The organism is Deinococcus fonticola (assembly GCF_004634215.1).
In the GTDB taxonomy this organism is placed as follows: Bacteria; Deinococcota; Deinococci; order Deinococcales; family Deinococcaceae; genus Deinococcus; species Deinococcus fonticola.
On the sequence record NZ_SMMH01000002.1, the window covers coordinates 107587 to 121560 of the forward strand.

Annotated in this window: 13 protein-coding genes; 5 read left to right on the forward strand and 8 right to left on the reverse strand. The window is 66.1% G+C overall.

Going from position 1 to position 13974, the window contains the following annotated elements:
- Positions 1 to 262: 262 nt before the first annotated feature.
- From E5Z01_RS01865 to E5Z01_RS01880, 4 genes are all read right to left on the reverse strand, one after another.
- Positions 263 to 1963, reverse strand: a complete 1701-nt coding sequence (locus E5Z01_RS01865; protein WP_135227814.1) for a helix-hairpin-helix domain-containing protein — start codon at positions 1961 to 1963, stop codon at positions 263 to 265.
- Positions 1964 to 1999: 36 nt separating this feature from the next.
- Complete coding sequence (locus E5Z01_RS01870; protein WP_135227815.1) at positions 2000 to 2584, reverse strand: Uma2 family endonuclease; 585 nt, start codon at positions 2582 to 2584, stop codon at positions 2000 to 2002.
- Between the two features lie 9 nt (positions 2585 to 2593).
- A complete protein-coding gene (gene hisJ / locus E5Z01_RS01875; RefSeq protein WP_135227816.1) occupies positions 2594 to 3379 on the reverse strand; it encodes a histidinol-phosphatase HisJ in 786 nt (261 codons plus the stop codon).
- A gap of 226 nt (positions 3380 to 3605) precedes the next feature.
- A complete protein-coding gene (locus tag E5Z01_RS01880) occupies positions 3606 to 4580 on the reverse strand; it encodes a dioxygenase family protein (protein WP_240738131.1) in 975 nt (324 codons plus the stop codon).
- A 182-nt stretch (positions 4581 to 4762) separates the two neighbouring features.
- Here E5Z01_RS01880 and E5Z01_RS01885 point away from each other — a divergent pair, with 182 nt between their 5' ends.
- Together E5Z01_RS01885 and E5Z01_RS01890 are read left to right on the forward strand one after the other, a co-directional pair.
- Complete coding sequence (locus E5Z01_RS01885) at positions 4763 to 5584, forward strand: ABC transporter permease subunit (RefSeq protein WP_135227817.1); 822 nt, start codon at positions 4763 to 4765, stop codon at positions 5582 to 5584.
- Positions 5584 to 6447: a hypothetical protein gene (locus E5Z01_RS01890; RefSeq protein ID WP_135227818.1), complete on the forward strand. Its 864-nt coding sequence runs from the start codon at positions 5584 to 5586 to the stop codon at positions 6445 to 6447. Before E5Z01_RS01885 ends, E5Z01_RS01890 begins: the two co-directional genes overlap by 1 nt.
- 42 nt (positions 6448 to 6489) lie before the next feature.
- Here the strand turns inward: E5Z01_RS01890 and E5Z01_RS01895 are convergent, their stop codons facing one another.
- Positions 6490 to 7476: an MBL fold metallo-hydrolase gene (locus E5Z01_RS01895; RefSeq protein ID WP_135227819.1), complete on the reverse strand. Its 987-nt coding sequence runs from the start codon at positions 7474 to 7476 to the stop codon at positions 6490 to 6492.
- Positions 7477 to 7542: 66 nt separating this feature from the next.
- Here E5Z01_RS01895 and E5Z01_RS01900 point away from each other — a divergent pair, with 66 nt between their 5' ends.
- Together E5Z01_RS01900 and E5Z01_RS01905 are read left to right on the forward strand one after the other, a co-directional pair.
- A complete protein-coding gene (locus E5Z01_RS01900) occupies positions 7543 to 8283 on the forward strand; it encodes a glucodextranase DOMON-like domain-containing protein (RefSeq protein WP_240738132.1) in 741 nt (246 codons plus the stop codon).
- On the forward strand, positions 8280 to 9200 hold the full coding sequence (locus E5Z01_RS01905; RefSeq protein ID WP_135227821.1) for a DMT family transporter: 921 nt from the start codon (positions 8280 to 8282) through the stop codon (positions 9198 to 9200). Before E5Z01_RS01900 ends, E5Z01_RS01905 begins: the two co-directional genes overlap by 4 nt.
- 47 nt (positions 9201 to 9247) lie before the next feature.
- Here E5Z01_RS01905 and E5Z01_RS01910 read toward each other — a convergent pair whose 3' ends face one another.
- From E5Z01_RS01910 to E5Z01_RS01920, 3 genes are all read right to left on the reverse strand, one after another.
- Positions 9248 to 10507 carry a DUF4127 family protein gene (locus tag E5Z01_RS01910; protein WP_135227822.1) on the reverse strand — a complete coding sequence of 420 codons (1260 nt, stop codon included), beginning with the start codon at positions 10505 to 10507 and terminating at the stop codon, positions 9248 to 9250.
- Positions 10508 to 10715: 208 nt separating this feature from the next.
- A complete protein-coding gene (locus E5Z01_RS01915) occupies positions 10716 to 11915 on the reverse strand; it encodes an NAD(P)/FAD-dependent oxidoreductase (protein WP_135227823.1) in 1200 nt (399 codons plus the stop codon).
- Positions 11916 to 12092: 177 nt separating this feature from the next.
- Complete coding sequence (locus tag E5Z01_RS01920; protein ID WP_135227824.1) at positions 12093 to 12320, reverse strand: hypothetical protein; 228 nt, start codon at positions 12318 to 12320, stop codon at positions 12093 to 12095.
- A gap of 370 nt (positions 12321 to 12690) precedes the next feature.
- On the opposite strand from E5Z01_RS01920, the gene E5Z01_RS01925 reads away from it, so the two are divergent.
- On the forward strand, positions 12691 to 13890 hold the full coding sequence (locus E5Z01_RS01925; protein WP_135227825.1) for a M20 family metallopeptidase: 1200 nt from the start codon (positions 12691 to 12693) through the stop codon (positions 13888 to 13890).
- Positions 13891 to 13974: the final 84 nt, after the last annotated feature.

Sequence of the window (13974 nt, forward strand, 5' to 3'; positions counted from 1 at the left end):
GGTCTCTGCTGCGCAGCTTTACAAGTCCACGCCGTCCAGACCCGTATTTTCTCCTAAGTAGCTGGCGGGTGAAGAACAGGGTATGCCCTGTTCAAACCCCGACCGGAGGGAGAAGCCAAAAGTGGCTGGCGGGGGAAGTGGAGGGCATTCGGGCGCTTTCCCCGGAGGCCCGTAACTGTACCCGCCAGCCACTCTCTCACTCCGTTCGGAAAACTAGATTGGATGCGCAATCTATTTTTCGGAGTGGTATGACTCGATCTGCTCAGCTTCGGGCGGCGCGTTGCCGGGCCACGAACTCCAGGAAGTCCCCGCGTGACAGGGTATTGACCACGTGCGCGGGGGTCAGGCCGGCCTTGCGGGCCACCAGCACGCCGTAACGGGCATCCTGTAAGCCCCCGAGGACGTGCGCGTCCGTGTTGATGGCAAACTTCACGCGGTCACGCCAGCGCAGCGCCACGCGCCAGTCCACGTCCAGGCGGGCGGCGTTGGCGTTGATCTCCACCACCGTGCCGGCCGCTGCGCAGGCGGCCATCACCGCGTCCAGATCCAGGGCGTAACTGCCCCGGCGCAGCAGCAGGCGCCCGGTGGGGTGGCCCAGCACCGTTACCAGCGGATGAGACGCCGCCCGCACCAGCCGCTGCGTTTGCCGTTCGCTGTCCAGCGTGAAGTGGCTGTGCACACTGGCGACCACGTAATCCAGCTCGGCCAGCACGTCGTCCGGGTAGTCCAGTGTGCCGTCCTCCAGAATGTCCACCTCGGCCCCCGCCACCAGCGGCACGCCCGCCGCCTGCAACTCCCGCACTTCCCTGAGCTGCGCCTGCAGCCGCTCGATGCTCAGTCCGTTCGCGTAATGCGCTGCCCGCGAGTGGTCCCCGGTGCCCAGAAACTCGTGTCCCAGCCGCAGCGCCTGCGCCGCCATGTCCGCGATGCTGGCCGTGCCGTCCGACCAGGTGGAGTGCGTGTGAATCATGCCGCGCAGGTCGGATACCCGAACCAACTCCTGCGGTGCAGGCAGCGTCGGCCACACGTCGTCGTGCTCGGCCTCGCGGTATTCCGGCGGACGGTAGGGGAGGCCCAGTTCCCGCATCACGTCCTCTTCGGACGGCGTGGACAGCACTTCCTCACCGCGCTTGAGGCCGCGCCCGGACAGGTCGAATCCTTTTTCTTTCGCTGCGGCCCGCAGGGCCTCGCGGTAGTGCGTACTGCCGCCCATCATCAGGTCCAGGGCGCCGCGCACCTGCGCCGGAGCATAAGCCACCTCCACCGGCACGCCGTCCACCGTCCCGGCCAGCACGGGTTTTTTCTCTACCGGGGCGAGGTCGTCCACGAATCCCGCCAGTTTTGCGGTCACGTCCTGCGCCGTTCCCGTCACGGTCACGCGGGCGGTGCGAACGGTCTCCAGCCCGCGCCGCACGTCTCCGGCCAGGCGCGGCTCCAGGCCCGGGAGCCGTGCCAGCAGTTCCTCAGCCACATCCAGCCCGGTGCTCAGGTGCTGGCGCTGCCGGGCCTCCAGCACGAACTCCACGTTCTCCAGAATGGACGAGGCACTCTTGGCGCCAAAGCCCTTGAGCCCTGCCACGCGGCCGCTCACGCAGGCCCCCCGCAGGCCCTCCAGCGAATCCACCCCCGACTCCCACAGCGCCCTGATCTTCTTCGGCCCCAGCCCGCGCACGTTCAGCAAGTCCAGTAAGCCCGGCGGCAGTTGCGCCGCCGCTTCCTCCAGCGCCGCCAGCCGCCCGGTCTGTACGAACGCCACCAGTTCGCCGGCCAGACTTTTCCCCACCCGTGGAATACCCGCGAAGCCCCGCATCAGCAACTCGGGCGTGTCCTCCGCCAGGCCCTCCAGGCTCCGCGCCGCACTGCGGTACGCCTTCGACCTGAATTCATCCTCACCCAGGATGTCCAGCACATCCGCCGTGCGCTCCAGCGCACCCACCAGCGACTTCCGAGAAGGAACCGACATGAGGACAGCTTACCCGTGACGCAGGAACACGGGCGGTCAGCTACTTTGAGCGTCGAGTACGCCATCAAAAATGTCATCGAGCGTCAGCGCCACGCCCAGGCACGGAATACTCAGTTTCCCGTCCTGAATGACCTCGCGCATGTCCCACTGAGTGGGGTGCTCAGGGTTCCGCGTGTATTCCACAACGCGCCGCTCGTCCTGATGCACGAGCAGGTACGTTTGCAAGCTGGGCAGGCCGGTGTACATGGCGTATTTCCCCACTCTGTCTACCTGCGCCGTGCTTTCCGACAGCACTTCTACCAGCAGACATGGCGCGGTTTCCGCCAGGTTGCCGCCTGTTTTCGTGTCGCACACCAGCATCACGTCCGGGTAATAGAAAGTATTCTGCTCCTCGATGCGAAGGCGCATGTCCGACAGGTGAAGTCGGCAGCCCTGTTTTCTGGCCTGCGGGTGCAAGGTGGCGGCGATGTTCATGGCGATCATCGAATGCCCACGAGTCACGCCAGCCTGCGCGTGAAGCGGGTACACGAAGCCCGCCACGTACTCGCGCTTGATGGGGCTGTTCTCCTCTGAGCGCAGGTACTCTTCAACGCTCATGGCCTTGAAGGCAGGGTCAGTCATATTTACAGTCTACCCGTGCCGCGCCCGTCCCTTGAAGTTCACGATTCTGCCGTTCACGTCATTGATTTCCTTGATGGCGTCGGTGAAGCGGTGCCCCACTTCTTCCGGTTTGTGGGCGTCGCTGCCCAGCACGAAGGGAATGCCGCGCTCGGTGGCGGCCCGCACCAGGTCGGGGGCCGGGTACGCCTCGGCCACCGGCTTGCGCCAGCCCGCCGTGTTGAAATCCAGCGCCAGCCCCTGCGTGGCCACCACGTCCAGCGCGTGCAGGGCGTACAGGCCGTTCGGGTCGCGGTGCCCGAACTTCTTCGGTAAGTCCAGGTGCCCCAGGCTGTCGAACAGCCCCGAGCGGGCCGCCCCCTCTACCAGCGCGTAGTAATCGCGGTACAGCGTGTCCAGCTCACGGTTCTCGTACTCGTCCACAAATTCCGGGTTGTCGAAACCCCACGCGCCAATGTAGTGAATGCTGCCGATCACGTAATCCCAGTCGTGCAAATTCAGGACGTGCTCCACAAACCGCTCCGTGCCAGGGTGAAAGTCGGCCTCCAGGCCCAGCCGCACGTCCAGTTTCCCGGCGAACTCGGCCTGTACCGCCCGAATGTCCTCGATGTACTGCGGCAACTGCTCGAGCTTCATGCGCCAGGGCGCGTCGTACCACGCGGGCATGGGCATGTGGTCCGTGAAGCACACCCCGTCCAGCCCGGCGTCCAGCGCAGCCTGCGCGTACTCTCTGGGCGTACCGCTGGCGTGCCCGCACAGGGGCGTGTGCATGTGCGAATCGAACACAGCAAAAGTCATGCCCCAGGCTAGAGCATGACTTCATACCACTCCGAAAAATAGATGGCGCATCCAATCTATTTTCCGAACAGAGTGAGTGGGAGAAAATACGGTTCTGGACGGTGTGGACTTGTAAAACTGCGCAGCAGAGCACATTCGGGTGCTGTTCCCGGATGGGCGGAATAGAGTTCAGACCCGTATCACAGGTTTATTCCGTGCTGTCTGAGCGATTCAGTTCAGTCTTATTTCAGCCTTGAATCCCGACCGTGATGTTGCACGAGTACCCGCTGGTGGCGTTGCCGCTGATGGTTGGTGTCTGCGCTTTTGCTCCGTCGCTGAACACGTTGTCCGTGGCGAGGGTAATGGCGTTCAGGTTGCGGGTGCTGCCCGTGTAACGCTTGTCGGCGTACACGGCGCGGCTTTCCTTTTCGGGCAGGGCAATCTGCGAGACCAGGGTCACGTTCCTGTCCACGTTGCCTTTCACGGCGGCGGCCAGGCTGGGGTAAATCTCGAAGTGAATGTGAGGCCAGCGCCCGGCGTAACAACCGGGGTAAATGGTCTTGAACGTGACCTTGCCATTGGCGTCGGTGACCTGCACGCCGCGCAGGTAATCCTCGGCAGTGATGCCCTGGCTGTAAAGGCTGTACTCGCCCGCAGCGGTGCAGTGCCAGATGTAAATGACGTGCCCGGCCAGCGGGGCGCAGTTGCCGTTCACGTTCACCAGTTGCAGCGTCAGGGTCAGGGGCACGCCTGCGGTGGAGTGGCCCGTTCCGGTGCTGCGTTTCACGTCACTGCGAACAATGCCGGAGTTCTCCAGGATGTTCTTCGTCTGCCCGGACGCGCTGCTGCCGTCGGCGGGGTAAGGCCCCTGCGTTTCGGTAGGAAGGGTGCTGCACTGCCCGTCTGCGCTCTTGATGGTGGCCGCGTCCCCCTGACCGCCAGGGCCACCACCGGGGCCGCCAGGGCCGCCTGGTGGCATTCCGCCGGGAGGCATGGGCGGGCGACCACCGCCACCCAGGATGCTGGCCGAGGCGGTTGCGCCGAGCAGTGTGCCGACACCAATGGCCCCGAGGCTCAGCAGACGGCGGCGATCCAGGACGCTGCGGCTCATCATGTTCGTGTCGGCAGCCAGGCCCAGGTGCGTGAAGTCATCGTCGGCGTGGTCATGATCACCAGGTTGTTCGGGCGTGACGAGAAGGATCTTGCTGTCCGGCTCATTCATGAAGGGCCTCCTGGTACGGGCGACCTGCCTTGCAGGTGCTCGTTCACCCAGCGTATCGCCGGGGTGAAGGGCAGCATCGACACAATCGGTTAAAGGAGAGTAAAAGAACGGCAGGTTGAGCATCAGCCAGTCGTAAGCTGCGCTTTACACTGGGGCATGCCTCTTGCTGGTGAATTTTCCTGATGCGCTGGTGGCCTGCCTTGCAGGTGCTGGCGCTGCACTTCGTGCTCCTGATGGGCCTGGAGCGCAAGGTGGCGCTGCCTGAGCGGGTGGCCTCGTATCCGGCGCAACTGCTGGGGCTGCTGCGGCCCGAGGTATTCACGCAGGTGGGGCCGCAGGCTTTGCTGACGGGCGCGTACCTGCTGGGCGGGCTGGGGCTGGCGTGGCTGCTGGTGACCCTCCTGTCGCGCTGGGCGCGTCCGTTGCTGTGGTTCATGGAGGGGATTCCGCCTTTTTTGCTGCTGGCACTGGGCGTGTGGGCAGGCGTGACATTCACGGTGGCCCGCGGCCTGGATTTCCCGCTGACCCCCTGGTCACCCGTGATGCTGGGCCTGTACACGGCTTCTCTGGCGCTGCCGGTGGCCGCGCGGGTGGCCCTGGCGACCGGGCAGGTGCGGCGCGAGGCGCTGGGTGCCGATTACACCCGCACGGCCCGCGCCATGGGGCTGCCGGAAGCGCGGATACAGGCCCAGGCGCGGCGGGTGGCCCTGCCGGAACGGGCCGCCGGACTGGGGGGGGACGCGCTGGGCCTGGCGCTGGCGCTGGTGATCATGGAGGGCCTCCTACAATTTCCCGGCCTGGGCAACAGCGTGTCCCTGGCCTTGCAAGGTGCCCTGAGCGGCGCCGGGGACACCGTGTCCAGCGCCGCTGACCCGCTGGCGCAGCAGACCCTCGCGGCGGCGCTGCTGCTGTGGCTGCTGCTGGGCGTCCTGGCCACGCTGTTTTATCAGGGGCTGGCGGCCCGCCTCGACCCGCGCCCGCGCAGTGGCGAGGAGGCCCACTAGTGCGCTGGCTACTGCTGCCCCTGTTGCTGTTCGCGCTGCTGGCCCCGCGCCAGGATTGCCCGCAGCGGGCCATGGTGCCCCGGAGCCCGGCGGTGCAGAACCCGGCCGTGCAGGTAGACGCCGTTTCTCTGGGCGGCGCAGACCTGCTGACGCCGCCGCTCCGTGCCGGGCAGCGGGCCGCCCCCCTGGGCACCGACCGCTTCGGGCGCGACGCGCTGTGCCTGAATCAGCGCGGCCTCTGGCGCTCCTTGCAGATCGCCCTGAGTGTGCTGGCTTTCGGGTGGCTGCCCGGCGTGCTGCTGGGCTTGTGGCTGGCCTGGCAGCGCCGCTTGCCGCCGCTGTCCAGCGAGATCATCGTGCTGCTGGCGCTGGTGCTGCTGCTGGGCAAGTCGGCTTTCCGGCTGGTGCTGGTGCTGGGCGCAGCGCTGCTCACGGCGCGGCTCGTGGCGGTGCGGGCCGCCACCATCCTGCGCCAGCCCTTCGTGGAGGGCGCCCTGGCCCTGGGCGGCGGCTCCTGGCAAATTCTGCGCCGCCACCTGCTGCCGCACCTGTGGCCCAGCTTTCCCGTCATCATCGCCACCGTGCTCAGCGCCCTGTTCCTGTGGCTGATGGAACTTGGTGCCCTGGGTTTCCACGACCAGCCTACCCTCACGGTGGCCTTTACCGACGGCCTCGACCTGGTGCAGGACATCCAGGCCCTGCCGCTGAACGCCGACCTGGGGCAACTGGTCAGTTTCTTCCGCTGGAGCTGGCTGGACACCCCCGAACAGCTGGTGTGGCCGGCGCTGTTCCTGACCCTGCTGACGCTGGCCCTGAAAGACTTCGCCCGCTGGGCTCTGCAAAAAGTAGAAAGGTCACGTTGACTTCAGCGCGGCCTGCTGAGGCGCCGCCTGCGCCGACCTGGCTTAAAGCCACTCTGCCGGAAAGCGGGCGGCGGGGAAGATGTCCTGCGCGGCCCGCAACATCCCGGCCCATTTGGCGGCGTCGTACCTGCGCGACAGGTGCAGCAGCACCAGGGCTTCGACGCCCGCCTGTTCGGCCAGCAGGGCACCTTGCTGCACGGTGGTGTGATGGTTTTTCAGGGCCAGTTCCTCGTCCTCCGGGGCATACTGCCCTTCCATGAACAGCGTCTTTACCCCAGACAGGATCAGGGCCAGCCGCTCCCGCTGCGCGCCGCTCAGCAGGAAATCCGTGAAGTAGGCGGCGCTGTCACCCGGCTCGACCTCCAGCAGATGCCGAAGGGTCTGTGCGCTGCACTGCACTCCGTTCACGTCCAGGTCACCCGCCACGCCGCTTTTCAATTGCGCCAGCCACGGCCCGCCCCGCAACCCCAGTTCCACCAGGCGCGCCGTATTCACGTTGACCCGCGGCGGCTCGCGCAGCACGTACCCCAGGCTCACGCCCTGGTGCAGCAGCGGCACGGCCTGCACGCTCACCTGTGGAGTGTCCAGCACGGTTCCCGCGTGGGGGCGCGTTCCCGCGCTGTGCATCACCTCGAAGGCCTCGTGCGCCTCGAAGCGCCAGGACTGCACCTGTTCCCCGTGAATCTCATGAACCCACCACGTCCCCCGGATGTCCGGCGCGTGATTCCACCAGTACCCCCGGAAGCGGTGGCCCATGATCCGCGCGGTGCCCGGCGGCCCCCACACGTGGTTCTCTCTGGCCGTGCGCTCGAAGTTCACGCGGAAAAAATCATCGAAGCCCGCCACGTGATCCATGTGCAGGTGGCTGAACAGCAGGTGATCCACCTGAGCGATTTCACTGACCGGCACGCCTTCCAGCGTCCGGCCGCCGCAATCCAGCAGCAGGCGCGTCAGGCCCTGCCCGCTGTCGGCCGTGACCCACAGGGCATTGTCCTGTCCCGGTTTTCCCAGCACCCGCGCCCGCAACATGCCCCCAGCCTAATACCCTGACGCGCCTGCCCCGCCTCTTCTGGCTCAACGCCTATACTCGCTGGCGTGTTCGGCCCGCTGCTTGCCGCCTTGACCTTCACATTCACTGACCCCATCGGGGACGCGCACGGGGACGGCAGTTACGTTCTGCCCACCCGCCCCGCCGTGTCCGCCGACGCCCTTGACCTGCGTGAATTCACGGCCCAGCGGCAGGGAAAAACCATGACCTTCCGCATCAGTTTCGGCTCGATGCAAAACCCCTGGAACCTGCCGGGCGGCTCCTCCGCCGGCGTCACGGACCTTTTCGTAAAAGCCGGCCTGGGCGGCGCGAACGACCTGCCGGATCTCAACCTCAGCGTGAACGAAGGCTGGCACTACCACATCCGCGTGGCCGGTGGGCACGCCAGCATGGAAAGTGCGGGGGCCGACGGCAAGGCCCTGACCCCGCAAGACCCGCCGCAGGTGTCGGTGGAAGGCACCACCCTGGTCATCAGCACCAGTATTCCTGCCGGAAAGTACGGCTACTGGCTGACCAGCAGCTTCTACACGCCCTTCAGCAAAACAGGTTTGCTGCTGCCCAGCGCGCAGGCCAGCCCCAGCGCCCTGAGCACCGCCCGCGCCAACCCGCCTGTTCCTGTGGACGTTCTGGCCCCGGAAGGCGACTACACTGTCTACACCACCCGCATTCTGGCGCCGGTGGGCCGCGCCCGCGACATCCGGCCCCTGCTGCTGTTCGGACTGGGTGGGCTGGGCGTCCTGTTGACCGTTGTGGCGACCTTGCGCCTGTGGCGCACTCCGCGCCCATGAGCCAGACCCCGCGCAATCAGACTACACGTGACCAGACCGCGCGCCCGCTGCTGCCCGCTCCCATTTACATCCTTATAGCCGCCGTGCTGTGGGGCCTGCTGGGCATCCTCGGCAAGAACGCCCAGACCGCCGGCGTCACGCCCCTGGAAGTCGCGTTCTGGCGCGCGGCCCTGGCTGGCCTGCTGTTCGGCCTGCACGCCGGCGTCACCCGCGCCCCCCTGCCCCGCGGCAAAGACCTATGGGTTACCGCCGGGTTCGGCCTGCTGGGTGTCAGCGTCTTTTACGGCGCTTACCAGCTTGCCGTGCGCTCCGGCGGGGCCAGCCTCGCCAGCGTCCTGCTGTACACTGCCCCCGCCTTTGTGGCCCTGCTGGGCTGGGCCTTCCTGCGCGAAAAACTGGGCCGCCGCGAAATGGTGGCCGTCGTGGGCACCCTCGGCGGCATCGCCCTGATCAGTCTCGGCGGCGGGCAGGGCGTCACCGTCAGCGCCCCTGCCCTCGCCTACGGCCTCACCGCCGGGTTCACGTACAGCCTGTATTACCTGTACGGCAAAACGTTCTTTGGCCGCTACACCCCCGCCGCCCTCTACGCCGTGGCCCTCTCCATCGGTGCCGTCGGCCTGCTGCCCTTCGTGCATTTCACGGCCAAAACCTCCGCCGCCTGGCTCAGCCTCGCGGGGCTGGCGCTGCTCTGCACCTATTTCGCTTACCTCGCGTACAGCGCCGGCCTGAAGCACCTGCCTGCCACCCGCGCCAGCGTCATCGCCAGTCTGGAACCCGTCGTCGCGGCCAGCCTCGCCGCCCTGCTGTTCGGAGAGCGCCTGGCGGCCCTGGCCCTGGTGGGCGCGGCCCTGGTCATCGGCGCCGCCCTCCTCCTGAGCACCGAAAAGCCCAGCGAAACTCATCCACCGATAGAATGAGAAGGACAACCTGCGCGCCGGCAGGCTGAGGCGCGGCCTTGCCGCCCTTACTTGCTCTCCAGATCGAAGTCCCACTCGAATGATCGGCCCCAAGGCAGGCTGGCGTCGGCAATGGTGTACGTGTCGCCCAGGCGCAGGGGAAAGTGGTCGCGGGCCAGGGACAGCAGTTTTGCCTGGGCGGCGGGCGTGTTCAGGTCTTTTTCGGGAATGGCTTTTCGCAGGGCGGCCCGCAGCTCGGCGCTGTAGATCACGTCGTTGGCGTACTCGCGGGCCAGCAGGGCGTCCTGGCGGATGGGGTTCGCGCCGTCCAGGGCAACTTTAGCGTGCGCCAGGGCGGTGCCCAGGTTGTTGCCGGGCGTGCCCCAGGCGGCCAACGCAAGCAGGTTGGCACTCTGGCGTAGGGTCGACAGGTCTTTCCACAAGCGGGTGTTGCCCAGGTTCACCTGCGCCACGTCGGCCACCGCCACGGGCCCCTGGCGTTGCAGGCCGCTGATCTGGATGGCGGCGCGGCGCGGGTCACCACCATTGAACACGAAGAGGGTCAGGTCAGGCGTCTCGCTGGCCTGCGCCACAGTAAAACCGCTGCCCAGCGCGTGGTTCTCGGCGCTGCGGGTCAGGGAAATGCCCTCGTATTTCATGACGGCCGTGGCGGCCTGCGGGTCGCTGTAGACCAGCTTCACTTTCTTTTCGCCTGGCGCGGTGGCGCGGGCGGTGAGCATGCTCAGCACCTCGTCCGCGCCGGGGTAGACGTGGACATTGGCGGGCGCGTCCTTTGCCAGCGCCGCGCCTTCCTGCGGGGCGGGACTGCCGGGCAGGGCGTCGTCCCAGGTGACGTGCAATTCCCTGAACACGCCTTCTCTGGCCCAGGTCATCATCTGGCGTATCACTTCCAGGTTGCGGGCGCGGTCGGTGGCTTCGGGTTCACGCGGCAGGGTAATGAACGCGAACACAGGCTGCCCGGTACGCTGCTGCCAGTCGCGTAGGGGTTGCAGGCGTGTTACGGCCTCGGCGGCGCTCAGGGGGCTGGTGCGCGACTGAACCAGGCCGCCGTAAGCGAGGGCGTCCAGCGCCACGATCAGGGGTTCGTTCGCGGGCTGCTGCGCCAACCAGGCCGTTAAAGCCGCCGGGTCAGCGCCCCTTTCCGCGTTTCCCAGCACTTTCGCCGCCGGAACCTGAACCGTGTCGCCCTTCAGGCCAGCTATCAGCGCCGGCAAGACCCGGGTGGCCGGGCGGGAATCCAGTGGCACAAGTGTCTGGGCCGAGGCCGCGCCGAGCGAAAAGAAAGTAAGAAGAGAAACCGCACGCATGTGCCGAGCCTACGGGCCGCACATGAGCGCACCCAGATAAAAACCTGACCGTGGGCCACGGGACGGTTTCAGCTTTATAAGGCTTCCGTTTGTTTCGTTCACCCACTGGAACGTCACCAGTTCGTTCACTCCACGTCTGGAACCTGTTTGCTCCTTCTCGCTTCGCCCGGATTGAACCGTTTTATCAACGCTTCCATCGGAGTTGGGCTTACCTGTCCAGCCGGAAAATGGCCATGTCCGGGTCGGTGTGGCCCTGAATGTGGGCCGTGAGCATCCGGGCCGCCTGCACGCTGTAGGTGATGCCGTTTCCGCCGTACCCCAGGGCAAAGAGGAGGTGGGCATTCTGATGTTTTGGCCCAATGAAGGCCAGGCCGTCCTTCGTTTCCCCGAAGGTGCCGGCCCAGGCGAAGGCTGTTTCCAGATGCAGGTGCGGCAGCAACTTCTCCAGTTTCCGTTCCAGTTTCCGGGCCTTGCCCGCCAGTGCCCGCTCGCGGCGGGCGGGGCTGTGGAAGTCGTCGTCCTCGCCGCCCACGATCACGCGCCCGTCGGCGGTGGTGCGGGCGTACAGGTACGGGCGGGCCGTTTCCCAGATCAGGCAGCCGCTGGGCCACAATTCGTCTTCGAGGGGTTCGCTGGCCAGCGCGTAACTGTTCTTCAGCTGCGCCAGGCGCTTGTCCAGGAACTGCTCAGCCTCGTAGCCGGTGGCGACCAGCACCCAGCGGGCACGCACCTTGAACCCGCGCTCGGTGTGGGCGCTCAGGCCGTGCCTGTCCTCGTCCAGCCGCATGACACGCGTGCGGTCATGCACCCTTGCGCCGCGCCTCTGCACGCGCCACAGCAGGTGCTGTGCCAGGCGGTACGGGTCGATCTCGGCCCCGGCCTCACTGAACAGCGCCGCCGGGGCCGCGAGACCAAACTGCTTTTTCACGTCCGCGCCCTCCAGCAGGTGCACCTCCAGCCCCGCCCGGCGGCGGGCTTCGCACTCGGCCTGCAACAGGCGGACGTCGCGGCGGTGGCTGGCGTAGTACAGGCTGCCGCGCTGCCGGAACCCGCAGTCGTCCGGCAATTCCGTGACCATGTGCCGAACGGTGTCGATGGACTTGCGGCAGAGCTGGTAGGCCCGCTCCGCCTGCGCCTGCCCGATCATGGGAATCAAGTCCACCAGGTTGGTGTCGATCTCGTACTGCAACAGGGCTGTGCTGGCACTGGTGCTGCCGAACGCGGCGTCGCGCGTGTCCAGCATCACCACGTCCAGGCCCGCTTTCGTCAGTTCGTCGGCGCACAGCGCCCCGGTAATGCCCGCGCCGATCACCAGCACGTCTGCCCGCTCGTCTTTTTGCAGGGGCGGGTAAGTGTGCATCAGTCCGTTGTGAATGGGCCAGTAAGCGCGACCGGTACGCAGATCCATCCCCTGAATTTATGGGGTGGGCCGGGCGCACAGGCGGAGTCTCAGGGAAGGGCCAAGGGGCATGGGGCCATGAGAGTTTTTCCGCGTGGCTCAGGGCGGGGGACGCCTGGCTGTTCGAGGCGTAAAAAAGCCCCGGCGCGCGGCCAGGGCAGCAGATTCAAAGCCGTATGACCCGTTTCAGAACCAGCGGCGTTTGGCGGGTTTTTTCTTGCCCATCAGGCGGTTGGCCTGATCCAGCGCAAAATCGAACGCCTTGTCGCGTTTGCGGGCCTTTGCATACTTGCCCTGCTTTGCCTTCTGGGTCTGGCGCATCAGGTTGGCGACTTCCAGCGCGATGGGGGCCATGACCAGGAGTTTGCCCAGTTTGCCTTTCTTGGCCAGTTGACGGAACAGAACGTTTCTCATGCCCCCATTACGACACATGAAGAAGAAAAGTTGCTGAAGCGTCACTCAAGGCCGTTCATCTGCGGCGTGGTTGTTTTTCGGCAGTCGTCGGCTGCGTGCCTCATAGCAAGGTCGTTCATAACCCGCTGGGCAGGCACCATGTGCCCTCGCGTGACAGGCAGGTGCGCGGCCTGGCGTGGAATTTCTGCGTCCCGCAAGCGCCTGGCGGCGGTACGAAGGTGTGCGGCGGCTCCCTCTCGTTCGCGGCCTGTTCACTCTTCAGCGCGGCCTGTTTTCTGGCACTCGTCGGCGGCACTGTGGCACGTTTCCCTGCCTATAAACCGTGGCGGCGCGAGCAGACCTGGCGAACCGAAAGGCGCTAACTTAGGGCATGACTGCAACTCAGGAAAGGGTCACGGCCCTGCGCGAACAACTGGTCGCCTGGCGACGTCACCTGCACATGCACCCCGAAGTGGGCTTCGCGGAAGTTCAGACGAGTCAGTACATCTTCGACGAACTGAACAAGATGCCGGGCCTGACGGTCACGCGCCCCACCAAAACGAGCGTTCTGGCCGTCTTGAAAGGTGGCAAGCCAGGGCGCACGGTGCTGCTGCGGGCCGATATCGACGCGCTGCCCATCACCGAGGAAAACGACTTCGAGTTCAAGTCGCAGAACGAGGGCGTCATGCACGCCTGCGGTCACGATGGGCACACCGCCATTCTGCTGGGCACCGCCAGAATGCTGAGTGAACAGGCGCAGGACGTTCCCGGCGAAATTCGCATGATCTTTCAGCACGCCGAGGAATTCGGCCCCGGCGGCGCCGAGGAACTCGTCATGGACACGCCCCTGATGGACGGTGTGGACGTGGTGACCGGCTTGCACCTGAACAGCCAGTTGCCTGCGGGGATGGTGGCTGTAAAACCCGGCGCGTTCATGGCCTCCCCGGACATGATCGAACTCACCATTCAGGGCAAAGGCGGCCACGGTGCCCACCCCGAGGAGACCGTCGACCCCATCGCCGTGGGGGCACAGGTCGTCACCAACCTTCAGCACATCGTCAGCCGCAACATCTCTGCGCTGGACTCGCTGGTCGTCACCATCGCCAAGTTCCAGGCCGGCACCACCCACAACGTCATCCCCGACAGCGCCGAACTGATGGGCACGGTGCGCACCTTCAGCCCGGAACTGCGCCAGCAGGCTCCTAAACTCATTGAGCGGGTCATCAAGGGCGTGTGCGACGCGCACGGGGCCAGCTACCACCTGCGTTACGAATTCGGCTACCGGCCCCTGATCAACACCGACTGGGTGGCCGATATCCTGCGCGATGTGGCCCTGGCCGAGGTGGGCCCCGAGCACTTCCAGGTGTCCAAACCTACCATGGGGGGCGAGGACTTCAGCGCCTACCTGGAAAAAGCCCCCGGCGCTTACTTCAACGTCGGCTCGGGCAGCGACACCTCCGACAGCCGCTGGCCGCATCACCACCCGCGTTTCACCATTGACGAGCAGAGCCTGGAAACGGGGGTACATATGATGCACGCCGCCGCCCTCAAACTCGCCGACCCGGCCACCGCAGTGCCCCAGCCGGGGTAAAGGGTTGGCTGGGTTCGGGTAACGGGAAAAACGACGTCCCGATCTTGTTTTTCCCATTACCCCTCACGACTGCCCCTGGCTTTC